Consider the following 26,365-nt stretch of genomic DNA (forward strand, 5'->3'; position numbering starts at 1 on the left):
CCCGAAGCGCCGGCGGGCTGCGGCGCCGCCTGTTCGTACGCGTCGTTGTAGGCGCGCAGCACCTTCGTCACCGCACCGGTGAGTTCGTTGAAGATCAGCGAGCCGAACTCGAAGTCCGAACGCCAGCCGTCCGGCACGCGGTACTCGTCGCTGGTCGGCAGGCCGAGCTCGCCCGCGTCGAGGCCGCTGCGCTGCCACGTCTTGTAGATCTCGCCGAGCACCGTCCACACGCCGCCGTTCGGCGAGGTGTAGATGGCGCCGTTGACGAACTCGGCGCGCTCGTAGCCCGCCTTGGCGGGCAGGATCCCGGACACGGCGGTCCCCAGACGGCCGGTCTCGCCGCCCTCGGCGATCCACTTCTGCGCCAGCGGCGAGTTGTCGGTGAGCCGGATCAGCTCTCCGACCAGGTCCGCGACCTTCTCGGCCGAGCCGGTGTCGGGCAGGCGGTCCGCCGATCCGGTGGCCGGGGCCCCCGCGTCGACGTCGGGCAGCTGCGCGCGCGGACTGTCGGTGACGAGGTCGGACGAGTCGTCGCTCGGGGTGCTGGGCGTGGTGCTCTGTCCGGCCGCGGTCGCCGCGGCGATGTCACGGATCTCGTCCATCTTCGCGTAACCGGAGTCGCCGGGGCAGCTGGTGTTGCCGACGTCGCGGTGCGCGAAGATGATCGGCAGGTCCACGGCCGCGCCCTGCGGGTACGGGGTGAACGACGTGCCCTCCGAGTACATGGTGGTCTCGCCCTTGGGGTCGAGACCGGCCTTGGCGAGCCGCCAGCCGAGGAAGCGGCCCACCGCGTCGACCGTGGCCTTCGGCGGTTCGACGTTGGAGAAGTCGCCCATCATCGCGATGCCGACGGTGTTCTCGTTGAAGCCGCCGGCGTGCGCGCCCTGCACGGGCTTGTCCAGGCCGCCGGCGCGGCCCTCGAAGATCTGGCCGTAGCGGTCGACGAGCACGTTGTAGCCGACGTCGCACCAGCCCAGGGTCTGGGCGTGGTAGGCGTAGATGGCCCGCACGATCTCCGCCGATTCGGCCTTGGAGTAGTCGTTGCTGCCGGCGGTGTGGTGCACGGTGGCGCCGCCGAGCTCGTCGTCGTAGGTGGCGTCCTGGCAGCGGATGGACTCGTCGGCGCCCCACTGGGCTCGGGTGATCACCTTCGGTCCGGACCCTCCGACCGGACCGGCGATGTCCTCGAGCGCGGCGTCGGCGCTGCTCGACCCCGGGTTGATGAGCACGGCGCTGACGTCGTCGGCGGCGGCCCGCGCGGGTTCCTGGGCGTGCAACGGCCGTGACGACGACGCCGGCGCATAGCCCAGCTCCGGCTGGGCCGGAGCGGGCGCCGGTGCAGGGGCGGGTGCGGCCGGCGGCGCGGCCGGGGCGGGAATCTCGGCGCCGGCGAGCGTCGGCTCGGGCGCCGGGCGCGGAGTGAGCAGCACCTGCACGGCCTTGGTGGCACCGACGTAGATCGGTTCGGTGCCGGCCCGCTCGTCGGGGGTCCGGTCGGAGCGGCTCGTGTCGATCGGTTCGGTGGCCGTCCACGGTCCCCAGCTGCCGTCGTCGCGCTGGGCCCGGATGCGTGCGTCGGTGTCGGCGACGTCCTTCGCGGCCAGCGCGATCATGCTGAACGGAGCGTCGCGGGTGAGCTGCTTGACGGTGGCGCCGATGCGATCGACGACGTCGGCGGCTGCGGGTGCGGGCGCCGGGGTGGTCGACGGGGCGGGCGCGGTGATCTCCGGCAGGCCCGCGGCGAGTTCCTTCAGGCTCAGGTCCGGCAGGTTCAGGCCGGTGAGTTCGTGGATCGGGATCACGATATCGGGCACCGAGGCGAGGACGACCTCGGCGATCTCGGGCGGTACGACGATGGGGACGGACTCGTTGGTGGAGCGGACGTCCGATGTGGTGCTCGTGACGCCGTAGACGGCGAATGGGCTGGCGACGGCCAGGGCGGCGACGGCACCCAGGACGATCGACGGCTTCGGTCGGCGATGCGGCACGGTGCTTCTCCCTGTCGGTGTTCGCGGCGGTCCTCGGCCTCGGCCGGGCGGCGCTCGGCCGAGGCCGAGGAGCCGGCTCGAATCGAACCGAATCCTCCGTCATCCGGACGACCCGAAGTGCGGAACGGCCGAGAATCGTGTGCAACTTGTGATTCTGGTGTTACTGGCGTGGCTGTTGTTGCTTCATTCAGTCACTCTTGCCACACTAGTCGCAGACAACCTTAAGCCTCAACCTGAGCTTGAGGATCCGTCTCGAATGTCCGATACGCGCGGACCTGCGTCCGGGCGGCACACGGTGCGAGAACGAGGGAGTGCAGCGCATGCCACGAAAGTCCATCCGCCGGACCCATCGCCGGCGGCGTCTCGTCGTCGGGCGCCCCCTCCGCAACGGCTGGCGGCCCGCCACGGCCCGCGCCGCGGCGATCGGCCTCGCCCCCGCGCTGCTGGTCGGCGCCGCAATCGGCGGGGTGCTGCACGTGCACGCCGAACCCGACGTCGCCCAGGCCGTGGCCGCCGACACCCCCTTCACCTTCGTGGGCTTCGGTCACGGCCACGGTCGCGGCATGGGCCAGTGGGGCGCCTACGGCTACGCCACCGAGCACGGCTGGTCCGCCGACCGGATCCTCGGTCACTACTACGGCGGCACCACCCTCGGCGCCCTTCCCGAGAACACGATGATCGCGGTCCGGCTCGTCGGGCAGGACGACGCGCCCCTCGACGTGTACTCCGACACCGGGATGACCGTCGCCGGCCGGCAGACCGGGCCGGGCGAGGCCGCCCACCTGACGCCCACCGCGGACGGGGGAGCGGACGTCGTCGTCACCGCCGGTTGTTCCGGCGAGGTGCTGTGGCAGGGCCGCGCCGACCTGCCGTGGGTGGACCCCGTCGACATGGGCGAGGCCCGGCCCGTCGCCGAACACCTCAAGCTCTGCGGCAACAGCGCGCCCTACCGCGGCTCCCTCGGTGTCGTCCTCGACGGCTCCGCGCCGCGCACCGTCAACCGGCTGTCGATGGAGGACTACCTGCTCAGTGTCGTCCCGGCCGAGTCGCTGCCCAGCTGGGCCGACACCGGCGGCGCCGAGGCGCTGCGCGCGCAGGCCATCGCCGCCCGCTCCTACGCCGCGGCGGAGAACCGCTCGCCGCTGTGGCAGACGTGCGACAGCCAGAACTGCCAGGTGTACGCAGGGTCAGCCAAGGAGGACCCGCGCACGAACGAGGCGGTGAACTCGACCCGCGGCACCGTCCTCATGAAGGACGGCAAGGTCGTCGCCAGCGAGTTCTCCGCTTCGACCGGCGGTTACTCCGCCGGCGGCGCCTTCCCGTCCGTCGAGGACCTCGGCGACGCCGTCGCCCCCAACCGGCAGTGGGCCCAGACGATGACCGCCGGCGAGATCGGCACGGCCTTCGGCGTCGGCGAACTGCAGGCCTTCGAGATCGTCGGCCGCAACAACCTCGGCGCCGACGGCGGCCGCGTCACCCACGTGCGCATCGTCGGTGCCGACCGCACGGTCGAGACCACCGGTGCCGAGGCGCGCGCCAAGCTGGGCCTGCGCTCCGACTGGTTCACCGTCCAGGAGGGTGCCGACGCCACGGTTCCGCCGTCCACCCCCGCGCCCGAACCCGGCCCCGAGGTCGGCGACGAACCCTTCGAGACCGGGCAGGGCTCACCCATCGAGGAGAAGTACCTCGAGCTCGGCGGGCACGACGGCACCCTGGGCACCCCGGTCGGGCCGGAGCTCATGCTGCCCGACGAACGCGGCAAGTTCCGCGTCTTCACCGGCGGCATCATCGTCTGGACCCCCGACCTCGGCGCCCAGGTGATCGACGCGAGCATCATGCGCGAGTGGCTGCCGGGCACCGGCAGCGCCGAGTAGCGTCTCCTCCCCGGCTCACCGGCCGGCCAGCAGATCTGTGAGGGTGCGGCCGGTGAGTTCGACGATCCCCTCCTCGTGGCCGTTCGTCACGAGATTGACGATCAGTCGGTCGATGCCGTGCCGGAGCACCCGGTGATCGAACTCCTCGGCCACCTCCGCCGGTGTGCCCACGAAGTGCCGATCGGTGGCGGCCGCCGATTCGCGCTCCGTGAGCCGGCGGAGGTCGATTCCCCGGGCGAGCAGGAACTGCCGGTGCAGATCGCGGGCGCGATCGCCGTTCTCGTCGATCATCACGTAGCCGAGGTAACTGACGTCCAGGGACGCCGGGTCGCGGCCGAGCTCCGCGCATCGCGCCCGGACGGCCGCCAGCTTGCGCGGTATTTCGCGTGCGGCGCACAGGATATTGAGATGGTCGGCCCAACGAGCCGCGAAGGCGAACGTCCGTCGTTCGCCCCCGCCGCCGATCAGCACCGGCAGGTCGTTGCGCAGGCGGGGTTCGTTCCGGGCGTCCTCGGTGTGGTACCACCTGCCGTCCACCGAGGGGCGTTCGCCCCGCAGCATGGGCACGACGATCTCGAGCGATTCCCCCAGGCGTTCGAACCGCTCACGGAGCGAACCGAACTCGAAACCGTAGGCCCGGTGTTCGAACTCGTACCAGCCCGCCCCCAGCCCCAGCACGGCGCGGCCACCGCTGATCACATCGACTGTGGTGACCGTCTTGGCCAGCAGGGCCGGGTTGCGATACGTGTTGCCGGTGACCAACGCCGACAACCGGATCGACGTCGTCACCGCCGCGAGCGCCGCGAGCGTCGAGTACGCCTCGAGCATCGGTTCGTCGGGCGAACCGATCAGGGGCAGTGGATAGAAGTGGTCCATCACGAACACCGTGTCGAACCCGGATCTCTCGGCCGCGCGGGCCTGGGCGGCGACGGTGGGGAAGATGCCGGTGGCCGGTCCGGGATAGGTGAAGTTCGGGATCTGGTAACCGAGTCGGATGCTCACGGACCGCAACCGTAGCGCCTCCGAAGTGCCTGTGCGCCAACGAAAGGTGACGCGGATGCCGGCCGAACCGCGTCGGGGCCGGTCGCAGCGTGGTGGTGCCGACACCAGGATCGACACACCCTGGCTGGGGCGGCGACGCCGGTTCACGATGGTGCCGGACACCGTGTTCGGACACCGATGTGATCTGGGGGTAGACACATGGCAGCGGCCGTGGCACAGGGCAGTTTCACGCTGGACTCACCGAGCCGATACCTCGGTCCGGCCGAGGACAGGTTCTTCGGGGCCGGCTATCGCCGAGTCCGGCAGAACCTCCGCTTCGCCGGTCTCCTCGACCATCCGGCGACCGGGATCAGGGCGAATGCCGGCGTGGAATGCCCGTCGGACTGGTCGACGAAGGGTACGACGGCGCAGCGCCCGCACCTGAGCACGATCGACGTTCTGCTCGTCGCCACGCGGGCGGCCGGCGCGGTGATCGGGGCCGCGTACGGTCTCGACGAGGCCGATCTGGCGGCGGCGTGGGTGCGGTCGGTGGTGATCCGCGCGGCCGCCGCGCCCGTCGAGCACGACCTCGGAAACCTGGACGTGACAGCCGAACACGTCCGATCCGAGGTGGAGCCCGGTCGTGCCGAGCACGCCGGACGGAGTGCGTGCGTGGACGCGGTGCGGGTGCGGGTCGCCGGCTTCGCGGTCGAGCTGGAGGTCGTCCATCCCGGAGTGGGGACGCCCGCGTCGCGACTCGACCCGGCCGTGGCCGACCGTCTGCTCGCCCACGCGGCCGGACCCTACGCCGACGGGTACCGCACCCACGAGATGCGCACGCAGGACATCCGCGTGGACGGTACCGTCGCGCACGCCCGGTCGAGGCTCGTCGCCGGCCCCGGCGACGGCATACCCGGTGCCGGACTGGCCGCGCGGTACGAGCCGCACGTGACGCTCGTCGACGCATTCGTGGAGACCCTGCAGCTCGGCCAGATCCTGATGTACGAACTCGACGGGATCGACCGCGCCACGAGCAACACGCTGTGGATGCGCCGCACGGTTCTGCACACCGCCGATCCGGCCGTGCAGACCGAGGCCGAGGTGCCCGTCACCGTGACGCTGGAGGCGCTCCGCTCCCTCGCCCGGGGCGGCGCGCTGTGGCGCGCGTGCGACATCGTCTCCGAGCGGAACGGCACCGCCGTGCGCTGCTCGGTCGCGCACGAACTGCCGGCGCCCGCCGCCGGATCGGACCTGCGGTGACCACCGCAGCGGGCGACCGCGACCGGGGAACGCGCGCCGCCGTGATCGCGGGAATCGGCGGATACGTTCCCGGGGAGGCGATCCCCAATACGGCGTTCGAGCACCGCCTCGACACGAGCGACGAGTGGATCCGCCAGCGGACCGGAATCGGATTCCGGCACTTCGTGTCCGCCGGCACCGCCACGAGCGACCTCGCGGTGGCCGCGAGCCGGCGAGCCCTGGCGTCCGCGGGAGAACACGCGGTCGACATGGTGATCCTGGCGACGACCACCCCCGACCATCCCTGTCCCGCAACCGCACCCAGCGTCGCCAGCCGGCTGGGCCTCGGGCCGGTCCCGGCATTCGACGTCGCGGCCGTGTGCAGCGGCTTCCTCTACGCCCTGATGCTGGCGGAATCGACGATCCGTTCGGGCGGTGCCGAGCGGGTGCTCGTCGTCGGAGCCGACTCCTTCAGCACGATTCTCGATCCCGGGGACCGGAACACGGCGGTGATCTTCGGCGACGGAGCCGGCGCCATGGTGCTGCGGGCCGGAAACCGCGACGAGGACGGTGCCGTACTCGCGACCCACCTGGGTTCCGACGGGGGACAGGCGGACTTGATCATGGTGCCCGGGGGCGGCTCCCGGGAACGAACCAGCGAATCCGCCTCGACCGGATGGAACCGCTACTTCACGATGCAGGGCAAGCGGGTGTTCGAGGCGGCCGTGGCGGCGATGTCGGAGTCCGCGGCCTCCGTCATGGGCCGGGTCGGCTGGACACCGGCGGCGGTGGATCGCCTCGTGGCGCATCAGGCCAACCTCCGGATCCTCCGATCGGTGTCCTACCGGCTCGGGCTGCCCGCGGAACGCGCCCTCGTGCACCTGGACCGGGTCGGCAACACGAGCGCGGCGTCGATTCCCCTCGCCCTCGCCGACGCCGCCCAGCGGATCGGGGCGGGAGAACGCATGATCCTCACCGCATTCGGCGGTGGAACCACCTGGGGCGCGGCCGCGGTGACGTGGCCGCACCTCGTCTCTTCCCACTCTCACACAGGAGCGCAGGATGACTCTCTCGTATCGTGACATCGCGGCCGTCGTCGACGAGCACTTTCCCGAATTCTCCGGCCCCATCGACGAACACACCACCTTCGACGACCTCAGCTGCGACTCCCTGGTGCTCGTCGAGCTCGGGTCGATCCTGTCCGCCCGGTACGCGATCGACGTCGCGGAGGAGGACATGGTGGCGGCGCACACGTTCCAGGGCGTGGCGGACCTGGTCAACCGCCTGCGGGTGGACGACGTCGCGACGGCGTGACCGCACGGTGCGCGTTCGTCGACGTGGACGAGACGCTCGTCGCGCAGGTGACGCTGTTCTCGCTGCTGCTGTTCGACGGCGCCGAGCGTGGCGTCGGCGGGCAGGCGCGGGCGCACCTCGCCGGACTGCGGTCGCTGAGGGCGCGCGGGGTGCCGCGAGCGGTGACCAACCGGGCGTACTACACGTGGTGGCAGGGTCGTTCGCTCGCCGAGGTCGCGGCCGCGGGCCGACGGTGGTTCGCGCGACAGCTGTCCGAGGGCGGGTTCTTCCACGAAGCCGTGCTCGCGGACCTCGCCGCGCGGACCTCGGACGGTTTCGCGATCGTTCTCGTCTCCGGGTCCTTCGCGCCGGCCCTGGATCCCATCGCCGAACACATCGGTGCGGCGGCCGTGCTGTGCACCGACCTGGAGTCGTCCGCGGGGCGATACACCGGCGTCGTGCGCGCCACGATGCTGGGCCCGGACAAGGCGCGCGCCGTGGCGGCGTATGCCCGTGCCCACGGAACGGATCTCGGCCGCTCGATCGCGTACGGGGACCACGTCTCGGATGCGCCGATGCTCGATCTGGCGGGGGAACGCGTCGTGGTGGGGGAGGGGATGCCCGGTTATCCCGCGACGCGTTCGATCCGCACCGGCGTGTCCGAACCGGTGGACCGATAGCCGGATTCGGGAATCTGTAGAACGAGGGCCCGGCTCGGATCGGACCCGAGTGGGAACGAGACGGTGCGGAAGTCGATGCGTCCGAACTCCTCGTGGCGGAAGGCGAGGAGTTCGGGCGGTTCCGCGCACACGGAGCGTTCGTCCCACAGCGCGGCGAACACCTCGCTCTCCCGGCAGAGCCGGCGCGCGGTCTCGGCGAACACGGGATCGTCGACGTAGCGCGCCACCTGGAGACGGTACCGGCCGACGAGACTGCGCGCCGTGGCCTCCGGATCGCAGTACCGCTGTGCGCGACCGTCTTCCGTGAAGAACCGGACCAGGCAATTGGTGCCCGCCCGGACGTCGAGCAGGTCCCGGGCCGGGATGTTGGCCACGTCCACGCACCAGTGCCGGTTGACGATGTAGGCCGGCTCGCGGAAACCGTCGACGATGTACTGGAGCAGATCGTCGCGAACTGTGCTGCGCTGCTGCGTGTTCGGAGACCGGTCGGGCACACCCGCGAGCAGCCGCAGGTGGATCCGCTCCGCGTCGTCGAGGCGCAATGCGCGCGAGATCGCGTCGAGCACCTGGGATGAGACGTTGATGGGCCGGCCCTGCTCGAGCCAGGTGTACCAGGAGAGCCCGACGTTCGCCAGCGCCGCGACCTCCTCACGGCGAAGACCGGGCGTGCGCCGCCGGCCCGAGGCGACGAGGCCCACATCCGAGGGCGACAGCCGGGCCCGGTGTCGACGGAGGAAGATGCTCAGCTCGGTTCTGCGATTTTCCTTCGACGTCGCGTTCACAGGCGTGAATCCAATCGACGACGGTGCGGCAGGTCAATGCCGCCCGCCGTCGCGGGCGTCGACTGCGTTCGAAATCACAGGGAGTCGGTGCGGCGGACCACGTCACCCGGTGTTGCGGGTCGCGCGGTCGTACTCCTCGCGATGCACCAGGATGTCGGCGATGTTCGACTCCGCCCAGTCCTTGATCTCGGCGACGATCGGGACCAGGGACTCGCCGAGGGGCGTGAGGCGGTAGTCCACCCGCGGCGGGACCGACGGCGTCACCGTCCGCTCCACGACACCGTCACGCTCGAGGGTCCGCAGCGTGGTGGTGAGCATCTTCTGGCTCACGCCGGCGATCGTGCGGCGCAGTTCGCTGTGCCGCCGCGGGCCGTCCGTCAGGGCCGACAGGATCAGCGTCGCCCATTTGTTGCTCAAGGTCTCCAGCACCTGACGTGCCGGGCATCCGGCCAGGTAGATGCTGTACCGGGCCTTCTCCCGCTCGCGTCGTTCACCGGCGGTCGTCGTCATCGAATTCCCCCGTAACCGGTCCCCGCACCCGCGCCCCGCCGCAGCCCGGGAACCTCGAGGTGCCCGAGGCACTCGAAAGTGCCGTCTTGAGCTGCCGCGGCACGCGGATGATGCTGTCCCCTGCAGCCTAGCTGCGTGTGCGGGTGGCGGCCTGCTCGTCGGCACCCGCGGCCTGCGACGACATCTTCCGAGAGGATCCCGATGACCAAGCTCCTGCATGTGAACGCCTCTGCCCGTGGCGAACACAGCCAGTCCCTCGCCATCGCACGGGCCTTCGTCGAGGCGCTGGCGGATCGCCGGCCCGACCTCGAGGTCGACACCCTCGACCTGTTCTCCGCGGACCTGCCGGAGTTCGGCACGGTCGCCGCCGACGCCAAGATGGCCGTCTTCGGCGGTCAGGAACAGACCGCCGAGCAGAAGGCGGCGTGGGACGCGGCCCGGGCCGTGTTCGACCGGTTCGCGGCGGCCGACGTGTACGTGTTCAACGTGCCGATGTGGAACGCGGGTGTGCCGTACGTCCTCAAGCAGTGGATCGACATCGTCACGCAGCCCGGCTGGGCGTTCGGCTTCGACCCCGCCACCGGATACGAAGGGCTGCTGACCGGCAAGCGGGCTCTCGCCGTCTACACCAGCGGGGTCTACGCGCCGGGCGTGCCGCTCGAGTTCGGCGCGGACTTCGCCACCACCTTCTTCGACGACTGGCTGCGCTTCGTCGGCATCACCGACACCGAGGTCGTCCGGTTCGCCCCGACCGTTCTGACCGGCGCCCCCGACGAGGACCTGGCCGGCCACGTGGCGCACGCACAGAAGCTCGCGGCCAACTTCTGACCACCGCGAACACCGCGACGGAAAGGCACGCGCAATGCGCTTGGGAATCTCGGGAACCTATTCCTCCGGAAAGACACTGACCTCCATCGCGCTGTCCGAGTACACGGGCATCCCCCGTACCCGGGCGAAGACGATGCGGGAGATCCTCCCCGAGGCCGCCCCCGGCAAGACGCTCGAGGAATGCACGTCCGCGGAGCTGCTGCAGATGATCGTCGTCCGGCACGTCGATCGGGCGATCCACGAACGGAACCTGTGGGACGGGTTCATCTCCGACGGTTCGTCGCTGCAGGAATGGATCTACGGCTCCGTTCGGGTCACCTACGGCATCAATCCGAACGAGTCGGTGGGCCTGGGCGAAGGGGTACCCGTGCCGCGCACGCCCGAACTGGCCTACTTCGAGGACGTCGTCGCCGAACTGGGCAAGGCGTTCAAGCGGCACGTGAAGGCGACGTTCGACGCCTTCGTGCACCTGCCCAACGAGCTGCCGCTCAGCGCGGACGGGCATCGTCCGGTCAACGAGCACTTCCGTGCCCGGGCCGACCGCATGCTCGAGGAGATCATGGCGGAACTGGCGATTCCGTTCCACGTGGTGGGCGGCGACCTGCCGGCCCGGTTGGAGCGGATCACCGAGCTCTTCGGCTTCACCCCGGTGCTGCCGGTCGACGTCGCCGTTGCCCGGGCGCTCGACGAGTACGCCGCCCTCGACACCCGGAGCGAGACCGCACGGGCGGGAGTCTGACGGTGCCGGACATGCTCGCGGCGGTGTACGAGCGCCTCGGCGCGGCCCGGGACGTGCTCGACGTTCGCCGGATGCCGCGGCCGGAGCCCGGGCCGGGGGAGGTGCGGGTCCGCCTCCGGCTGTCCGGGGTCAACCCGTCCGATTGGCGGGCCCGGCTGCACGGCCGGGGGACGCCGCTGCAGTGGCAGATCCCGCACTCGGACGGCGTCGGAGTGGTTGACGCAGTGGGGCCGGGTGCCGATCCCGGCCGCATCGGTTCCCGGGTGTGGGTGTGGAACGCCGCGTGGCGGCGCCGGCACGGCACCGCAGCCCAGTGGACGTGTGTCCCCGATCGGCAGGCGGTGAACCTGCCCGAGCACGTCGGGGACGAGCTCGCCGCCGGGCTCGGCATCCCGTTCACGACCGCATGGCACGCCCTGTTCGCGGACGGTCCGCTCGACGGTGCGACCGTGCTGGTGGCGGGCGGGGCCGGCGCGGTGGGGAACGCGGCCGTGCAGCTGGCGAGCCGGGCCGGTGCCACGGTGCTGGCCACGGCGAGCACGGACGAGAAGGCGCGGCTCGCGCGCGCGGCGGGGGCGTCCGTGGTGGTCGACTACCGCAGCTCCGAGGCCGCCGCGGCGCTGCGGGCCGCCGCGCCGGACGGCGTCGGGCGCATTCTGGAACTCGCCCTGGGACGCAACCTCGACCTCGACCTCGAGGTGCTCGCCGACCACGGCACCGTCGTCGTGTACGCCCCCGAACCCGAACCGCCGCCGATTCCCGTGCAGCGGTTGATGGCCCGGAACCTCCGAACCCATTTCCTGCTCGTCTACACCATCGGTCCGCGAGCCCAGGAGGACGCGGTGCGCGGCATCACGGCGGCACTCGAGGACGGCGCGCTCACCCCGTTGCCGACGGTGTGGTTCCCCCTGCACGAGGTGGCGGCGGCGCACGAGGCGGTCGAGGGTGGGGTGCTCGGGAAGGTCGTGCTGGGGCTGCCCGAATGACGGAGCCGGATCTCGCCTCGCCCCGGGACCGGTCGTCCGGCGAGGGGGATGCCGTGGCGGCGTTCCTCCCGGTCGTCGTACTGCTCGGACTCCTCGCGGTGCTCGTGCTGTCCCAGCTCTACGCCGTGATCCCCGTGTTCGGTGTCCTCGCCGACGACCTGGGCCTCGACGCGCAGCGGGTCACCGTGACCCACACCGCGTTCGGCATCGCCTATGCGGTGGGGTTCCTCGCCTGGGGCGCCGTCGTCGACCGCATCGGACCGCGGCGGACCCTGCTGACGGGTCTGGGTGCGCTCGTCCCGGCCACCGTGCTGGTCGCCACCGCCCGGGACGCGACGTGGATGATCGCCGCGCGGGTGCTGCAGGGCGCGGTGGCCGCGGCGTTCGCGCCTGCCGCCTTCGCGTACGTCGGCACCCGGATCGCGGTGGCTCGCCGGGCGACGGCACTGTCGGTGCTCACCGGGTCCTTCCTCGCGTCCGTCGTCCTCGGGCAGATCGCCGCGCAGGCCGTGTCCGCGCTCGCCGGATGGCGGTGGTTCTTCGGGATCGGTGCTGTCCTGTTCGCCGTGGCGACGGTGGCGGTGCTCGCCGCGGTCGACGACGAACCACCGCCGCGACCCGGCCCGCAGCCGGTGACGGCGGCCGTCGCGCTGCTCGGATCGGCACGCACCGTCGCCGTGCTGGCGGTCACCGCCACGGTGCTGGCCGGTTTCGTGGCGCTCCACACCGGCGTCCAACGCTTCGCCGTGGTGGCGGATCCCGACGATCTGCTGGTCTTCCGGGCGTCGGCGCTGCCGGCGATCGTCGCGGCACCGCTGCTGTCGGGTCTGCTCGGCCGGATCCGGACCGGGCACCGCATCGTCGTCTTCCTCCTCGTGGCGGCGGCCTGCGCGACGGTGGCGCAGGACGCGCCGGTGGCCGCCTTCGCCGCGATCACGTTCTGCGTGGCGGTGATCGCCCCCGCTCTGATCGCCCTCGTGCTCGACCGTTCGGGCCCGCACCGTGGTGCCGGGACGGCGCTCTACACCTGCGCGCTATTCGTCGGCGCGGGGCTGGGGCCGCAGATCGCCGCGACGGCCTCGTCGTTCTCCGCGACCGCCCTCGCCGCCGCCGGCGTGTGGACGGGTGGGGCTGCGCTGGCGGCGATCTCGTCCGGCCGGCCTACCGCGCGGTTCCGGCCGGGTGCCCGGGGTCGCCGAGGACCGCGAGCATCCTGTCCACCGACGTCGCCCACCCGAACTGCTCGGCGCGACGTCGCGCCGAGCGGCGCAGGAAAAGGTCGGGGGCGCTCAGCAATTCGTCGATCGCGTCGGCGAAGGCCGCGTCGCGGTCGGCGGACAGTACCCCGCACTGGGGGGTGAGGATCTCGGTGAGCGCCGACGACCGCGACGCCACCACCGGGGTGCCGGCGGCCAGCGATTCGAGCGCCGACAGGCAGAACGTCTCGTGCGGTCCCGGGGCCAGCGAGACGTCGGCGGTGGCGAACAGCGCGGCCAGCCGATCGGGGTCGCCGATGAATCCGGTGAACGTCACCGGGAGCCCTTTCGCCTTGTGCTCCAGGGCGTGACGTCGCGGCCCGTCGCCGGCGACGACCAGGTGGACGTCGTGCCCGCGCCGGTGCAGCAGGCGCGCCGCGTCGATGCTGCGCTCCGCCTTCTTCTCGACGGACAGCCGGCCGCAGTGCAGCAGCAGCCGGGACGAGTCCGGTAGGAGCCGCTCGCGCAGGCGGCGGTCGTGGCGGGCGGGGTGGAAGCGGTCCAGGTCCACGCCGAGCGGCACCCGCACCAGATTCGGCGTGCCGATGCGGGTGAACTCCGTGCTCGCGAATTCCGTCGTGCACACCACCGTGTCGTAGTCGGTGGCCATCCGCCGGTTGGCCAGGTCGGCGGCCCGCCGGGCGACCGGCGCCGGCAGCACCTGGCCGAGGAGACGGTCGAGGCGCTCGTGGGAGACGACGACGCTGCGCACGTCGCGCCGGCGCGCCCACCGCCCGAATCCGCGCAGCGTCAACCGGTCCGACACCTCCACCGCGTCGGGCCGCAGGCCGCGCAGCACGTCCGCGACGCGCCGCGGGTCGGCCACCCGGTACCCGCCGGTCCACGGGACGACCGGTGCCGGCACGGTGATCCGCAGGACCCCGTTGCCGAGCAGTTCCTCGCCGCGACGGGGTCCGGGCACGATCAGCGTGACGTCGTGCCCCCGCGCGCTGTACCCGCCGCCCCACTGGTGCAGCGCGGTGCGCAGGCCGCCCGACCGGGGGCCGTAGAAGTTGGCGAGCTGAACGATGCGCACCGTTCTCATTGAGCCGGGACGCGGCGACGGGTGCGGCAACGACGCCGGGCGCCGCGGTGAACGCGCGTCGAATCTCTCCGTCAGTCGGCCGTCGCGGGGGGCACGCGGCCGGTCCACACGGCCTCGGCGCCGGACTCGCCGACCCGGACGGTCTGCACCGTCGCGCCCACCGCGGCGACGACGGCCAGCACCGCCGCGACGACGGTCAGGGCTCGTCGCCCGCCGCCGTCGCCGCGGCCGCGCAGCATGTGCGCCCCCGCGAGCAGCGCCGTCGCGGCGAACAACAGCGCGACGACGAGGGTCATGGTCTCGCCGAGTTCCTCATGGGCCTCGATCAGCGGGGTGTCGCCCAGGGCGCCGGCGAGCTGCTCGCCGGTCTCGGCGGTGAGCGGCGTCAGCACCAGCGCCGCGGCCGCCAGCACCACGACCGGCCACAGGAGGTGCCGGCGCGCGGCCGGCCACAGCGCGCACAGGATCAGCCCCGCCGACACCAGGGGCACCAGCACGACGACCGCGTGCACGAGCAGCGGGTGAGCGGGCAGTCCGCCGATCAGCGTCATACCGTTTCTCCTTCCGGCCGGAGCGTCCAGGGAAACCGTAGGCGCCGATCCGGACGAACGGGATCCGAACGGGCTTGACGTTGACGCGACGTCAAGACGCATCCTGGGCGTACCCGACGAGAGAGGCCCGCGATGAAAGGCGAATGGTCCATCCAGGAACTGGCCCGCGCGGCCGGCGTCACCAGCCGCACCCTGCGGCACTACGGCGACGTGGGCGTGCTCGAGCCCAACCGCACCGGCCCGGGCGGCATGCGGTTCTACGACGCCGACGCCCTGGTCCGGCTGCAGCGCATCCTGCTGCTGCGCGACCTCGGCCTGGGACTGCCGGCCGTCGCCGAGGTGCTCGACGGCCATCGCGACGCCACCGCGGCGCTGCGCGTGCATCTGGAACTGCTCGAGCACGAGCAGCGGCGGCTGGCCCGGCAGATCGAGTCGGTGCGCACCACCATCCGCAGAACCGAGAGAGGAGAGGAACTGATGGCGAACGAAGTGTTCGACGGATTCGACCACACGCAGTACCGCGACGAGGTGATCGAACGCTGGGGCCAGGACGCCTACGACAGCAGTGACCGCTGGTGGCGTGGCATGAGCGAGGCCGAGCGCGACGACTGGAAGTCCGTCGCCGCCCGCCTGGGCGCGGACTGGACGGCCGCCGCGGCCGCCGGTCTCGATCCGGCCGGCCCGGAGGGGCAGGACCTGGCCCGTCGCCACGTCGCGTGGCTCGGCAGCATCCCCGGTACCCCGGGCCACGGGGAGGAGCCGAACCGGGAGTACGTCCTGGGGCTGGCAGAGATGTACGTCGCGGACGAGCGCTTCGCCGCGAACTACGGCGGCCCGGCGGGTGCGGAATTCGTCCGGTCCGCCCTGCGGGCCCACCTGGCCTGACCCGTGCGCGTTTCCGGTCGCTCCCGCTACCGGAAACGCGCACGGCCCCGCGGGTCGCCTACCCTGGTCTTCCGTGACTGCTGCACCCTCGCCCCAGCCTGCCACCCGTGAGTACGACCTGATCGTCGTCGGCTCCGGGTTCTTCGGACTGACGATCGCCGAGCGTGCCGCCACGCAACTCGGCAAACGCGTTCTCGTCGTCGAGCGCCGCCACCACCTCGGCGGCAACGCCTACTCGGAGCCCGAACCCGAGACGGGCATCGAGATCCACAAGTACGGCGCCCACCTGTTCCACACCTCCAACAAGCGGGTGTGGGACTACGTGAACCAGTTCACCGACTTCACGAACTACCAGCACCGCGTGTTCGCGATGCACAAGGGCCAGGCCTACCAGTTCCCGATGGGTCTCGGGCTGGTGTCCCAGTTCTTCGGCCGGTACTTCAGCCCCGAGGAGGCGCGTGCCCTGATCAAGGAGCAGGCCGCCGAGATCGACACCGCGGAGGCGCAGAACCTCGAGGAGAAGGCCATCTCCCTGATCGGCCGGCCGCTCTACGAGGCGTTCGTGCGCGACTACACCGCCAAGCAGTGGCAGACCGACCCGAAGGAACTGCCCGCCGGCAACATCACCCGCCTGCCGGTCCGCTACACCTTCGACAACCGGTACTTCAACGACACCTACGAGGGCCTGCCCGTCGACGGCTACACCGCGTGGCTCGAGAACATGGCGAAGGACGAGAAGATCGAGGTGCGGCTCGACACCGACTGGTTCGAGGTGCGCGACGAGATCCGCGCCGCGAGCCCCGGCGCCCCCGTCGTCTACACCGGGCCGCTCGACCGCTACTTCGACTACGCCGAGGGCCGCCTCGGCTGGCGCACCCTCGACTTCGAGACCGAGGTGCTGCCCACCGGCGACTTCCAGGGAACCCCGGTGATGAACTACAACGACGCCGACGTGCCCTACACCCGCATCCACGAGTTCCGGCACTTCCACCCCGAGCGGGACGGCTACCCCACGGACAAGACGGTGATCATGCGCGAGTACTCGCGCTTCGCCGGCAACGACGACGAGCCGTACTACCCGATCAACACCCCGGAGGACCGGGCCACGCTCTCGGCCTACCGGGAGCGGGCCAAGCGGGAGGCCGCGGAGAACAAGGTGCTGTTCGGCGGCCGGCTCGGCACCTACCAGTACCTCGACATGCACATGGCCATCGCGAGCGCGCTGAGCATGTTCGACAACGCCCTCCTCCCGTACTTCGAGTCGGGCACGCCGCTGGCGGGGGACGCCTCGTGAGCGCCCGGCACCAGCTGGCCGAGCCCGTCGCGCCGGAATCCGAGCTGCTCGGCAGGGCACTGCTGCAGCGGGTGATCCTGCCGCGCCCGGGTGAACCGCTCGACGTGCGCACCCTCTACCTGGAGGAATCGCCGACCAACGCACGGCGCGCGCACGCCGTCGGCCGGACGTCGCTGAACATCGGCGCCGAGTCCGAAGTGTCGATGTGCACCTACTTCAACGCCTTCCCGGCGAGCTACTGGCGACGGTGGAGCACGCTCACCTCCGTGGTGCTGCGCCTCGAGCTCACCGGCCACGGCCGGGCCGACGTGTACCGCTCGAAGGCCGACGCGAGCCGCATCCACGTCGAGGGCCGCGAGTTCTCCGGCGGCGCCCCCGCCGGGGACGACGCCGCGACGGTCGAGTTCGAGATCGATCTCGGCCCGTTCGAGGACGGTGGCTGGATCTGGTTCGACATCACCACCGACTCGGACGTCACGCTGCGCTCGGCGGGCTGGTACGCGCCGGTCGAGGCACCCGGCGAGGCGTCCGTCGCCGTGGGCATCCCCACCTTCAACCGCCCCACGGACTGCGTGAAAGCCCTCGTCGCCCTCGCCTCCGATCCGCTGGTCCTCGACGTCGTGGACGCCGTGATCATCCCGGACCAGGGCACCCGGAAGGTTCGCGACGAGCCCGGTTTCACCGCGGCGGCGGCCGCGCTCGGCGACCGGCTCGCCATCCACGACCAGGGCAACCTCGGCGGTTCGGGCGGCTACAGCCGCATCATGTACGAGGCGCTGAAGACCACCGACTGCCCGTACATCCTGTTCATGGACGACGACATCGAGCTGGAACCGGACTCGGTCCTGCGCGCGCTGGCGCTGTCCCGGTTCGCCAAGAGCCCGATGCTCGTCGGCGGCCAGATGCTCAACCTGCAGGAACGCAGCCACCTGCACACGATGGGCGAGGTGATCAACCGCGCCGACTTCATGTGGACGGCCGCGCCGAACGTCGAGTACGACCACGACTTCTCCACCAAGCCGCTGCGCGACCGCGAGCAGTCGCGGCTGCTGCACCGGCGCATCGACGTCGACTACAACGGCTGGTGGATGTGCATGATCCCGCGGCAGGTGGCCGAGGAGATCGGTCAGCCGCTGCCGCTGTTCATCAAGTGGGACGACGCCGAGTACGGGCTGCGGGCCCGCGCCGCCGGCTACCCGACCGTCACCATGCCGGGCGTCGCGATCTGGCACATGGCGTGGAGCGACAAGGACGACGCCATCGACTGGCAGGCGTACTTCCACCTGCGCAACCGCCTCGTCGTGGCGGCCCTGCACATGCCGGGCGACGGACGCGGCCTGGTGCTCGACACCGTCAAGGCCACGCTCAAGCACCTGCTGTGCCTCGAGTACTCGACGGTGGCGATCCAGAACAAGGCGATCGAGGACTTCCTCGCCGGCCCGGACCGCCTGTTCGAACTGCTGCCCACCGCGCTCGGGGAGGTGCACGCGCTGCGCAAGCGGTTCTCCGACGCCGTGGTGCTGCCGTCGTCGACCGAGCTGCCGCTGCCGTCCGGCGCCGAGGTCGGGGCGGTCGGCGAGCCGCGCGGGGCGGTGCGCAAGATGGTGCGGCTCGCCAAGGGCCTGGTGCACAACGTGCGGCCGGCGCATCCGGAACACCACCAGCGTCCGCAGCTGAACGTGCCGACCCTCGACGCCCGCTGGTTCCTGCTGTCGCAGGTGGACGGTGTGACCGTGACCACCGCGGACGGGCGCGGCGTCGTCTACCGTAAGCGCGACCCTCGGCAGGCACAGGCTCTGCTGTCCGAGGCCGTGCGGCTGCGCCGCGAGCTGGCACGCAGGTTCCCCGAGTTGAAGAACGAGTACCAGGCCGCGGTTCCCGCCCTGACGAGCAAGGAGGAGTGGGAGCGTGTCTTCGAGTCGTGAATGGCCGACCACCGAGGCGGAGATCCAGGTGCTGCAGGCCGTGCAGGCCACGGTCGGCTCCCGGCCGGGAGCGATCGCCGCGGCCCGTGGGCTGTCGCACTTCGGTGAGCACGCCCTCGGCTGGGCGGTGATCGGCGGCGTCGGCGCACTGGTCGACCGCCCGCGCCGGCGGCGGTGGGCCGGGGTCGCGGTCGGCGCCGTGGGCGCCCACGCTGCGTCCATCGTGGTCAAGCGGGTCGTGCGGCGTCCCCGGCCCGTGGATCCGACCATCCGGGTCAACGTGTCGACCCCGAGCCGGCTCAGCTTCCCGTCCTCGCACGCCACCTCGACGACGGCCGCTGCCGTGCTGCTCGGTCGGCTGACCGGGCTACCCTTACCGGCGGTGTTGGTCCCGCCGATGTTGCTGTCCCGCCTCGTGCTCGGCGTCCACTATCCGACGGACGTGCTGGCGGGCGCCGCGCTCGGCGCCGCGTCCGCCGCGGCCGTCGTGCGGGCCGAGAAGAAGTTTGGAGAGAGATGAGCGAGGAACCGGTAGCCGTCGCGGCGCCTCCGAAGAATCTGGCCGAGGGCATCGTCAAGGCGGTTCGCCCCCGGCAGTGGGTGAAGAACGTGCTGGTGCTGGCCGCGCCCCTCGCGGCCGGCTCGGCGACCGAGCTGGACGTCCTGATCCCGGTCGCCCTGGCCTTCGTGGTGTTCTGCATGGCCGCGTCGGGCATCTACCTGGTCAACGACGCGATGGACGTCGAGGCCGACCGCGCCCATCCCACGAAGCGGTTCCGCCCGATCGCCGCCGGCGTGCTGCCGGTGAACCTGGCCTACGGCATGGCGGTGGTGCTGCTCGTCGGCTCGATCGGCCTGTCGTTCCTGGCGAACTGGCAGCTCGCGGTGGTGATGGCGGTGTACATCACCGTCCAGCTGGCCTACTGCTTCGGGCTCAAGCACCAGCCGGTGCTGGACATCGCCATCGTCTCCTCCGGGTTCCTCATCCGGGCGATCGCCGGTGGCGTGGCCGCGGAGATCCTGCTGTCGCAGTGGTTCCTGCTGATCATGGCCTTCGGCTCGCTGTTCATGGCGGCCGGCAAGCGGTACGCGGAGCTGCGGCTCGCGGAGCGGACCGGCGCGAAGATCCGCAAGTCGCTCGAGTACTACACGGGCACCTACCTGCGGTTCGTGTGGACGCTGTCGGCGACGGCGGTCGTCATCTGTTACGGCCTGTGGGCGTTCGAGCGCGACCAGGCCAACGACACCAACTGGTTCGCGATCTCGATGATTCCGTTCGTGATCGCGATCCTGCGGTACGCGGTCGACGTGGACGGCGGGGAGGCCGGCGAACCGGAGGAGATCGCCCTGAAGGACCGGGTGCTGCAACTCCTCGCGCTGGCCTGGATCGGGGCGGTCGGCGGTGCTGTCTACCTCTTCTGACCTCGACGAGGATCTCGGCGCCCCGGCCCGCCGGCCCCGGCCGGCGGGCCGGGGCGGCATGCGGCCGTGGGTGCCGACCGCGGTGTTCTCCGGCGGAGTCGCGCTGACGGCCCTGCTGATGTTCTGGGGCGCGTGGGAGCGTCGCTGGATCGCCGACGACGGCCTGATCGTGCTGCGCACCGTGCGCAACCTGCTGGCCGGGAACGGCCCGGTGTTCAACGCCGGCGACCGGGTCGAGGCGAACACGTCGACCCTGTGGACGTATCTCGTGTACGCGGCGGGCCGGCTCAGCGGGGTGCGGCTCGAGTACGTGGTGCTTGCCACGGCGCTCGTGCTGTCGACCGCGGCGGTGGTGCTGGCGATGCTCGGCACTGGCCGGCTGTACCGGGGGCGGCTGCGGGGCAGTGGTGCCACGTTCCTGCTGGTGCCCGCCGGCATGTTCGTCTACATCGCGGTGCCCCCGGCCCGGGACTTCGCCACCTCCGGACTCGAGAGCGGGCTGGTGATCTGCTGGATCGCCCTGCTGTGGCTGCTGCTCGTGCGGTGGGCGACGGTGCCGGGGTTGCCGTCGACCCCGTCGGTGCTGGCGACGGCGTTCGTCGCCGGTCTCGGGCCGCTCGTGCGCCCCGAACTGGCGCTTCTCGCTCTTCCGGCCCTGCTCATGCTGTTCCTCGCGGCCGGACTCACGTGGCGGGTGCGGGTCGCCGTGGTGGCGGTGGCCGGTGCCGTGCCGGTGGGCTATCAGATCTGGCGGATGGGCTACTACGGTCTGCCCTATCCGAACACGGCGGTGGCCAAGGACGCGGGCGGGGCGAAGTGGGCGCAGGGCTTCGAGTACCTCGGGAACCTGGTGAGCCCGTACCTGCTGTGGCTGCCGCTGCTGCTCCTGCTGCTCGGTGCCGCGCTCGCGTGGCGGTACCGGGGACCCCGCGAACAGGACGCGCCGAAACGTGAATTCCGTCACAGGGACGGGTCCTTTCCGGCGCGCGCACAGCGCGCGCTGCGCACCCCCGCGGCCGTGGTCGTCTTCATGCTCGGCGCCGCATTGTTGCTCACGCTGTACGCCCTTCGCGTCGGCGGCGATTTCATGCACGGCCGGGTGTTGCTGCCGCCGTTGTTCTGTCTGCTCATTCCCGTCGCCGTGATTCCGTTGCGGGTTCCGCAGAGGGCCGAGATCGGCCGCACTCGCGCGACGGCCGTCGCGGGGGCGGCGGGGGTGCTGTGGCTCGGTGTGGTGGTGTGGTCGGCGATCGCTGCGAACACCACCGGCATGCCCGAGGGTGCGGTGGTGGGCCGCTCCGGGATCGTCGACGAGCGGGCGTTCTACGCCCTCAACACGGGCCACCTGCATCCCGTCCGGGCCGAGGACTACCTCGACTACCCGCGCATGCGGGCGATGGTCGAGGCGATCTCCAACACCCCCGACGGCGGGCTGCTGCTGCCGACACCGTCGTTCGACGCATGGGACGTCGTGCCGCCGCCGGGGCCGGTGCCGCCGGGCGGAGCCGGCCACACGGTCTACTTCCTCAACCTCGGCATGACCAGCATGAACGTCGGGCTCGACGTGCAGGTGCTCGACCAGATGGGGCTGGCGTACCCGCTGGCGGCGCACACCGAGCGGCTCGAGGACGGGCGCATCGGGCACGACAAGCTGCTCTACCCCGACTGGGTCGTCGCCGACACGGGAATGGTGGACGTGCACCCGTGGCTGCCGGCCTATCTGGACGAGGACTGGGTGGCGCAGGCGCAGGTGGCGCTGACGTGCCCGCAGACGCAGGAACTGCTCGCGTCCTCCCGCGCGGAACTGACGTGGCCACTGTTCAAGCGGAATTTCCGCAACGCGTTCGACTATGCGGACTACCGCTTCGACCGGGTGCCGAAATACGAGATCCAGCGCTGCGGCCTCGCGCTTCCGCCCCCGCGCGACGGGGGCTGACGCGGTCGTCCGGCCCGCGAATTACATCGATGTCGTTTTCGCCCCGGTGGGCCCGTGCGGTCCGCCGGGCGTATCTCGGTATGATCACAGTCGATAACGGATGTGTAACGCATCGGGGGTGCAGGCCGATATCGAAGCCGACACACGGTTCGTTGACCTGGGTTACCGGGGGTTTGTCAGAGCTCACGGTGTCCTTTACAGTCTTGACCGCAGTGTGACTTGTGACGGCCCGCTCGGTCGTCGCCGCCGGTATCCGACGGGGGACGCGCACGCGGACGCCGCAGATCGAGAAAGAGAGCATTGTTCATGCGTTTTGTCCCGAGGTTGTCGCAGCGCCTCCGCAGGCGCGTGCTCGGCGTGGGTGCCGCAGCCCTCGTTCTGCCGGTTGCCGCCGGCGTCGCCGGAAGCACCGCCGCGCTCGCCGCTCCCGCAGCCGCCGCCCCGATCTCGCATCGGGCACCGGCCGGCGGTTTCGAGGAAGTCTTCGTCGACTCCGACATGGGCCCGATCAAGGTGCAGATCCAGTGGGCCGCCCGCGGCGGTGACGCGGCGCTGTACCTGCTCGACGGCCTGCGTGCCCGCGACGACGCGAACGCCTGGAGCTTCGAGACCAACGCCCGCGACCAGTTCGCCAACGACAACGTCACCCTGGTGATGCCGGTCGGCGGCCAGTCGAGCTTCTACACGGACTGGTACGCGCCCAGCAATCTCAACGGCCAGGACGTCACCTACAAGTGGGAGACGTTCCTGACGGAGAAGCTGCCGGACTACCTCGCCACCCGCGGCGTCTCGCGCAGCAACAACGGCATCCTCGGCCTCTCGATGGGCGGCAGCGCCGCGCTGACCCTGGCGGCCTACCACCGCGACCAGTTCAAGTTCGCCTCGTCGCTCTCCGGCTACCTGAACCTGTCGGCCCCGGGCATGCGTGAGGCCATCCGCGTCGCGATGCTCGACGCCGGCCGCTTCAATGTCGACTCGATGTGGGGCCCGCCGTGGAGCCCGGCGTGGCTGCGCAACGACCCGTTCGTGTTCGCGCCGAAGCTCGCCGGCCTGTCGATGTACATCTCGGCCGCCAGCGGCCTGCCCGGCCAGCACGACAACCCGCAGGGCCTGGTCGGTGTCTACAACACGGCCAACGCCATGGGCCTCGAGGCGCTCGCGCTCGCCCAGACCCGCGCCTTCCAGATCAAGCTGGCCACCCTCGGCATCCAGGCCCGCTTCGACTTCCCGGCGCGCGGCACGCACTCCTGGAAGTACTGGGAAGAGGAGCTGTGGAAGGCTCGCCCCCAGATCCTCGAGGCACTGAACGCCTACTGATCGCGCCGAACTCCCCGGCGCACACTGACGGTACGCATGCCGCCCCACGACCCGCGAGGGACGAGGGGCGGCATGCGCCGTTTCGCGGATCGTTGACAAAAACCACACCCGTCACAGCGCGGCGCCCCCACCCGGCGCCCGTTCACGTGTAGAAACAGTCTTCGAGACGCGGGGCCCGGTCGCCCGCCGACGCCCCAGCAACGCAGAAAGTGAGCGATGCCGATGCGAACAGTGCTTGGCGGACGTCGAACCGTGCGCGCCCAGCAGCCGGCGCCGCGTGCCCGTCGGGGCCGGCGGGTCCTCGGGGCGGTCGCCGCCGCGCTCGTCGCGCCCCTCGTCGCCGGAACTCTCGCGGCCGGGGCCGCGTATGCGGAGCCGGTGGACCGCAGCGAGCCGACCGCCGTGCAGGCCCCGGCCGGGGTCACGGTGCAGCGCGTCGACTGGCTGGCCGACCGGCGCGTGGCCCTGTGGGTGAACTCGCCGGCCATGGGCACCCCCATTCAGGTGCAGCTGCTGCTCGCCCGGGACTGGAACATCGAACCCGAGGCGCGGTTCCCCGCCGTCTACATGCTCGACGGCCTGCGCGCCCGCGACGACGAGAGCGGCTGGACGATCGAGACGGACGCCGAGGCCTTCTTCGCGGACAAGAACGTCAACGTGGTGCTGCCGGTGGGCGGGCAGTCCAGCTTCTACGCCGACTGGATGGACCAGAACAACGGGCGCAACTACCAGTGGGAGACATTCCTGACCAAGGAGCTCCCGCCGATCCTCGAGGGCAACTGGCGCACCACGAAGGACCGCGGCGTCGTCGGCCTGTCGATGGGCGGCACCGCTGCGATGTTCCTGCCCGCGCGCAACCCCGGCTTCTTCAAGTTCGCGGGGTCGCTCTCCGGCATCCTCACCACCACCACCCTGGGCATGCCCCAGGCCATCCAGTACGCGATGCAGGACGCCGGCGGCTTCGATTCGTCGGCCATGTGGGGTACCCCCGGCGGCGAGCAGTGGGCCGCCCACGATCCGTACCTGCTGGCGGACAAGCTCGAGGGCGTGAGCCTGTACGTCTCCAGTGGCAGCGGCAGCACCGGCCCGTACGACCAGCCGTCGGGTATCCCGGGCGTGAGCACGAACTACGCCGGCATGGGCCTCGAGATCCTGTCGCGGCTCACCTCGCAGGCGTTCGCCACCAAGCTCAACAAGATCGGCATCCCTGCGCAGGTGGTCTACCGGCCGTCGGGCACCCACTCGTGGCCGTACTGGGAGTTCGAGCTGCACCAGCTGTGGCCGCAGCTGGCCAACGCCCTCGGAGTGGAGGTCACGAAGCCGAACTGCAGCGCCGCCGGCGCGATCGGCGACGCAGCAGCCGCCGGTCCCTGGATCGGCGACTGCCTCACGCCGGAGTACGCCGTCGCGGGCGGGCGCGTCCAGGACTTCCGCTTCGGCCGGATCTTCTCCTCCACCGACGGCGGGGCCCGCCCGGTGGCGGGTGCGATCGGCGGGGCCTACCAGGCCGCGGGCGGCCCGGGGGGCCCGCTCGGCTACCCGACTACGGAGGAACGCGGCACCCCCGACGGCCGCGGCCGGTTCAACCACTTCCAGCAGGGCTCGATCTACTGGACCCCGCAGACCGGGGCGCACGCCGTGCGCGGCGCCATCCGCGACGAGTGGGCGCGGCAGGGCTGGGAGGGCGGCCCGCTGGGCTACCCGGTGGCCGACGAGGTCGCCACCCCCGGCAAGCCCGGCGTGGTGCAGGGCTTCGAGATCGGCGCCCTCTACTGGAGCGAGCCGTTCGGAGCCCACGCCGTACAGGGCATGATCATGGGCAAGTACGCCGAGCTCGGCTACGAGAACGGCTGGCTCGGGTTCCCGAAGACCAGCGAGATCCCCGTCAAGGACGGTGGCCGGTTCAACGAGTTCGAGGGCGGCAACATCTACTGGAGCCCGCTGAGCGGGGCGTGGTCGGTCCGCACCGGGCCGGTCTTCGACGCGTGGAAGAGCGCCGGTTACGAGAACGGTCGCCTCGGCTTCCCCGTCGGCGACGAGTTCCCCATCCCCGGCGGTGTCCAGCAGAACTTCCAGGGCGGATTCGTCACGGTCGTCGACAACGTGGCCACCGTCCGCCCCTAGGATCGGCCCTCGCACACCCGGTGCCGCCACGGCGGCCCCGCGACCACCGGATCGGGCGGTGACCGCGACCCATGGGTCCGGTCACCGCCCGGTCCTCATCTGTAGCCTGGGCACTGCCCATTTCCGACGATTGGATGCGAGGACACCACCACATGCCTGCACGGACCCGTTCGAGCCTGACCCGCGTCCTGGGCGCCGGCGCCGCGGCGCTCGCCGCCACCGCCCTCCTGGGCGCCTGCGGTAGCGACGATTCCACGGCGACGAGCACCCCGTCGACGTCCGTGTCGGCGACCACCTCGACATCCACCGCGGAGACCACCTCCGGCGAAGCGACCACCACAGCCCCCGGCGACACGGCCACCACGAGCCCGGGCGAGGCCGCCACCGCGCCGCCGGCGCAGCCGGAGACCGAGCCCGGATTCCCGGGCCCGACCGAGGTGCCGGTGGACGACCGCGGCCAGGCGTTCCTGGACGGGCTGCGGAAGCAGGGCGTGGAGCCGGCCGCGGACGGCAGCATCGCGATCAACACCGCCAACTACATCTGCGCCGCGACCGCCCAGGGCAGCTCGCCCGAGGAGATCAAGACGATCGTGACCGCATCGGTGGGCAGCGAGGCCGCGGCCGCCGGCAAGGAGATCTCCGAGGCCGACGCCGCGACGACCGCCGACGTCTACATCACCGTCGCACGCGACACCTTCTGCTAGGAGCGG

General features: G+C 71.4%; 23 protein-coding genes and 1 pseudogene. 18 read left to right on the plus strand and 6 right to left on the minus strand.

Annotated elements, in window-relative coordinates:
- Nucleotides 1–1,988 (minus strand): N-acetylmuramoyl-L-alanine amidase (locus tag G6039_RS21375; RefSeq protein ID WP_164528106.1); only part of this gene is annotated, 1,988 nt, incomplete at its 3' end.
- A 320-nt stretch (nucleotides 1,989–2,308) separates the two neighbouring features.
- Here G6039_RS21375 and G6039_RS21380 point away from each other — a divergent pair.
- Complete coding sequence (locus tag G6039_RS21380) at nucleotides 2,309–3,862, plus strand: SpoIID/LytB domain-containing protein (protein ID WP_043801815.1); 1,554 nt, start codon at nucleotides 2,309–2,311, stop codon at nucleotides 3,860–3,862.
- 15 nt (nucleotides 3,863–3,877) lie between these two features.
- Here G6039_RS21380 and G6039_RS21385 read toward each other — a convergent pair whose 3' ends face one another.
- The gene (locus G6039_RS21385) at nucleotides 3,878–4,864 is read right to left on the minus strand and encodes an LLM class F420-dependent oxidoreductase (RefSeq protein ID WP_029547015.1); all 987 of its coding nucleotides are present in this window, start codon (nucleotides 4,862–4,864) and stop codon (nucleotides 3,878–3,880) included.
- 198 nt (nucleotides 4,865–5,062) lie between these two features.
- On the opposite strand from G6039_RS21385, the gene G6039_RS21390 reads away from it, so the two are divergent.
- From G6039_RS21390 to G6039_RS21405, 4 genes are read left to right on the plus strand one after another with little or no spacing between them, the layout of a single operon-like run.
- The gene (locus G6039_RS21390) at nucleotides 5,063–6,103 is read left to right on the plus strand and encodes an AvrD family protein (RefSeq protein ID WP_006937175.1); all 1,041 of its coding nucleotides are present in this window, start codon (nucleotides 5,063–5,065) and stop codon (nucleotides 6,101–6,103) included.
- Complete coding sequence (locus G6039_RS21395; RefSeq protein WP_043801808.1) at nucleotides 6,100–7,164, plus strand: beta-ketoacyl-ACP synthase III; 1,065 nt, start codon at nucleotides 6,100–6,102, stop codon at nucleotides 7,162–7,164. The genes G6039_RS21390 and G6039_RS21395 overlap by 4 nt, the downstream gene beginning before the upstream one ends.
- A complete protein-coding gene (locus G6039_RS21400; protein ID WP_006937172.1) occupies nucleotides 7,145–7,396 on the plus strand; it encodes an acyl carrier protein in 252 nt (83 codons plus the stop codon). The genes G6039_RS21395 and G6039_RS21400 overlap by 20 nt, the downstream gene beginning before the upstream one ends.
- Nucleotides 7,393–8,055, plus strand: coding sequence for an HAD-IB family hydrolase (locus G6039_RS21405; RefSeq protein ID WP_049904216.1), 663 nt, complete (start codon nucleotides 7,393–7,395; stop codon nucleotides 8,053–8,055). The genes G6039_RS21400 and G6039_RS21405 overlap by 4 nt, the downstream gene beginning before the upstream one ends.
- Here the strand turns inward: G6039_RS21405 and G6039_RS21410 are convergent.
- Nucleotides 8,001–8,837: a helix-turn-helix transcriptional regulator gene (locus tag G6039_RS21410; RefSeq protein WP_043801803.1), complete on the minus strand. Its 837-nt coding sequence runs from the start codon at nucleotides 8,835–8,837 to the stop codon at nucleotides 8,001–8,003. The genes G6039_RS21405 and G6039_RS21410 overlap by 55 nt on opposite strands.
- A gap of 102 nt (nucleotides 8,838–8,939) precedes the next feature.
- Nucleotides 8,940–9,347: a winged helix-turn-helix transcriptional regulator gene (locus G6039_RS21415; protein WP_006937168.1), complete on the minus strand. Its 408-nt coding sequence runs from the start codon at nucleotides 9,345–9,347 to the stop codon at nucleotides 8,940–8,942.
- Between the two features lie 201 nt (nucleotides 9,348–9,548).
- Between G6039_RS21415 and G6039_RS21420 the strand changes: the two genes are divergently transcribed.
- From G6039_RS21420 to G6039_RS30775, 4 genes and pseudogenes are all read left to right on the plus strand, one after another.
- Nucleotides 9,549–10,175, plus strand: coding sequence for an FMN-dependent NADH-azoreductase (locus tag G6039_RS21420; protein ID WP_006937166.1), 627 nt, complete (start codon nucleotides 9,549–9,551; stop codon nucleotides 10,173–10,175).
- 34 nt (nucleotides 10,176–10,209) lie between these two features.
- Nucleotides 10,210–10,914, plus strand: a complete 705-nt coding sequence (locus G6039_RS21425; protein ID WP_006937164.1) for an AAA family ATPase — start codon at nucleotides 10,210–10,212, stop codon at nucleotides 10,912–10,914.
- An 11-nt stretch (nucleotides 10,915–10,925) separates the two neighbouring features.
- A complete protein-coding gene (locus G6039_RS21430; RefSeq protein ID WP_043801833.1) occupies nucleotides 10,926–11,900 on the plus strand; it encodes an NADPH:quinone reductase in 975 nt (324 codons plus the stop codon).
- Nucleotides 11,897–12,949, plus strand: a pseudogene (locus G6039_RS30775) (MFS transporter); the annotation flags it as partial. The gene G6039_RS21430 and the pseudogene G6039_RS30775, both read left to right, overlap by 4 nt.
- Nucleotides 12,950–13,061: 112 nt before the next feature.
- On the opposite strand, the gene G6039_RS21440 reads toward G6039_RS30775, so the two are convergent.
- Both G6039_RS21440 and G6039_RS21445 read right to left on the minus strand, forming a co-directional pair.
- Nucleotides 13,062–14,192, minus strand: coding sequence for a glycosyltransferase (locus tag G6039_RS21440; protein WP_043801825.1), 1,131 nt, complete (start codon nucleotides 14,190–14,192; stop codon nucleotides 13,062–13,064).
- Between the two features lie 80 nt (nucleotides 14,193–14,272).
- Complete coding sequence (locus G6039_RS21445; RefSeq protein ID WP_029547024.1) at nucleotides 14,273–14,752, minus strand: DUF2231 domain-containing protein; 480 nt, start codon at nucleotides 14,750–14,752, stop codon at nucleotides 14,273–14,275.
- A gap of 132 nt (nucleotides 14,753–14,884) precedes the next feature.
- Between G6039_RS21445 and G6039_RS21450 the strand changes: the two genes are divergently transcribed.
- The 9 genes from G6039_RS21450 (at nucleotide 14,885) to G6039_RS21490 (ending at nucleotide 26,359) form a co-directional block, all read left to right on the plus strand.
- Complete coding sequence (locus tag G6039_RS21450) at nucleotides 14,885–15,637, plus strand: MerR family transcriptional regulator (RefSeq protein ID WP_029547025.1); 753 nt, start codon at nucleotides 14,885–14,887, stop codon at nucleotides 15,635–15,637.
- Between the two features lie 73 nt (nucleotides 15,638–15,710).
- Nucleotides 15,711–16,931, plus strand: a complete 1,221-nt coding sequence (gene glf / locus G6039_RS21455) for a UDP-galactopyranose mutase (protein WP_006937155.1) — start codon at nucleotides 15,711–15,713, stop codon at nucleotides 16,929–16,931.
- Nucleotides 16,928–18,856, plus strand: a complete 1,929-nt coding sequence (locus G6039_RS21460; protein WP_006937154.1) for a glycosyltransferase — start codon at nucleotides 16,928–16,930, stop codon at nucleotides 18,854–18,856. Before glf ends, G6039_RS21460 begins: the two co-directional genes overlap by 4 nt.
- Complete coding sequence (locus G6039_RS21465; protein ID WP_006937153.1) at nucleotides 18,840–19,376, plus strand: phosphatase PAP2 family protein; 537 nt, start codon at nucleotides 18,840–18,842, stop codon at nucleotides 19,374–19,376. The genes G6039_RS21460 and G6039_RS21465 overlap by 17 nt, the downstream gene beginning before the upstream one ends.
- A complete protein-coding gene (locus G6039_RS21470; RefSeq protein WP_006937150.1) occupies nucleotides 19,373–20,278 on the plus strand; it encodes a decaprenyl-phosphate phosphoribosyltransferase in 906 nt (301 codons plus the stop codon). Before G6039_RS21465 ends, G6039_RS21470 begins: the two co-directional genes overlap by 4 nt.
- Nucleotides 20,279–20,336: 58 nt before the next feature.
- Complete coding sequence (locus G6039_RS21475) at nucleotides 20,337–22,214, plus strand: arabinofuranosyltransferase AftB family protein (protein ID WP_044476001.1); 1,878 nt, start codon at nucleotides 20,337–20,339, stop codon at nucleotides 22,212–22,214.
- A gap of 306 nt (nucleotides 22,215–22,520) precedes the next feature.
- Nucleotides 22,521–23,531: an alpha/beta hydrolase gene (locus tag G6039_RS21480; protein WP_043801799.1), complete on the plus strand. Its 1,011-nt coding sequence runs from the start codon at nucleotides 22,521–22,523 to the stop codon at nucleotides 23,529–23,531.
- Nucleotides 23,532–23,747: 216 nt separating this feature from the next.
- Nucleotides 23,748–25,655, plus strand: a complete 1,908-nt coding sequence (locus G6039_RS21485; RefSeq protein ID WP_164528107.1) for an alpha/beta hydrolase-fold protein — start codon at nucleotides 23,748–23,750, stop codon at nucleotides 25,653–25,655.
- A gap of 152 nt (nucleotides 25,656–25,807) precedes the next feature.
- Complete coding sequence (locus tag G6039_RS21490; RefSeq protein ID WP_043801792.1) at nucleotides 25,808–26,359, plus strand: DUF732 domain-containing protein; 552 nt, start codon at nucleotides 25,808–25,810, stop codon at nucleotides 26,357–26,359.
- Nucleotides 26,360–26,365 lie beyond the last annotated feature (6 nt).

Source organism: Rhodococcus aetherivorans (assembly GCF_011058165.1).
In the GTDB taxonomy this organism is placed as follows: domain Bacteria; phylum Actinomycetota; class Actinomycetes; order Mycobacteriales; family Mycobacteriaceae; genus Rhodococcus; species Rhodococcus aetherivorans.

Excerpts from the sequence above, each read along its gene's own strand:
- G6039_RS21480 (WP_043801799.1), top strand. The coding sequence starts at position 22,521 with ATGCGTTTTGTCCCGAGGTTGTCGCAGCGCCTCCGCAGGCGCGTGCTC.
- G6039_RS21445 (WP_029547024.1), bottom strand. The coding sequence starts at position 14,752 with ATGACGCTGATCGGCGGACTGCCCGCTCACCCGCTGCTCGTGCACGCG.
- G6039_RS21415 (WP_006937168.1), bottom strand. The coding sequence starts at position 9,347 with ATGACGACGACCGCCGGTGAACGACGCGAGCGGGAGAAGGCCCGGTAC.
- G6039_RS21380 (WP_043801815.1), top strand. The coding sequence starts at position 2,309 with ATGCCACGAAAGTCCATCCGCCGGACCCATCGCCGGCGGCGTCTCGTC.
- G6039_RS21470 (WP_006937150.1), top strand. The coding sequence starts at position 19,373 with ATGAGCGAGGAACCGGTAGCCGTCGCGGCGCCTCCGAAGAATCTGGCC.
- G6039_RS21485 (WP_164528107.1), top strand. The coding sequence starts at position 23,748 with ATGCCGATGCGAACAGTGCTTGGCGGACGTCGAACCGTGCGCGCCCAG.
- G6039_RS21400 (WP_006937172.1), top strand. The coding sequence starts at position 7,145 with ATGACTCTCTCGTATCGTGACATCGCGGCCGTCGTCGACGAGCACTTT.
- G6039_RS21430 (WP_043801833.1), top strand. The coding sequence starts at position 10,926 with ATGCTCGCGGCGGTGTACGAGCGCCTCGGCGCGGCCCGGGACGTGCTC.
- G6039_RS21390 (WP_006937175.1), top strand. The coding sequence starts at position 5,063 with ATGGCAGCGGCCGTGGCACAGGGCAGTTTCACGCTGGACTCACCGAGC.
- G6039_RS21420 (WP_006937166.1), top strand. The coding sequence starts at position 9,549 with ATGACCAAGCTCCTGCATGTGAACGCCTCTGCCCGTGGCGAACACAGC.
- G6039_RS21450 (WP_029547025.1), top strand. The coding sequence starts at position 14,885 with ATGAAAGGCGAATGGTCCATCCAGGAACTGGCCCGCGCGGCCGGCGTC.
- G6039_RS21425 (WP_006937164.1), top strand. The coding sequence starts at position 10,210 with ATGCGCTTGGGAATCTCGGGAACCTATTCCTCCGGAAAGACACTGACC.
- G6039_RS21475 (WP_044476001.1), top strand. The coding sequence starts at position 20,337 with ATGCGGCCGTGGGTGCCGACCGCGGTGTTCTCCGGCGGAGTCGCGCTG.
- G6039_RS21490 (WP_043801792.1), top strand. The coding sequence starts at position 25,808 with ATGCCTGCACGGACCCGTTCGAGCCTGACCCGCGTCCTGGGCGCCGGC.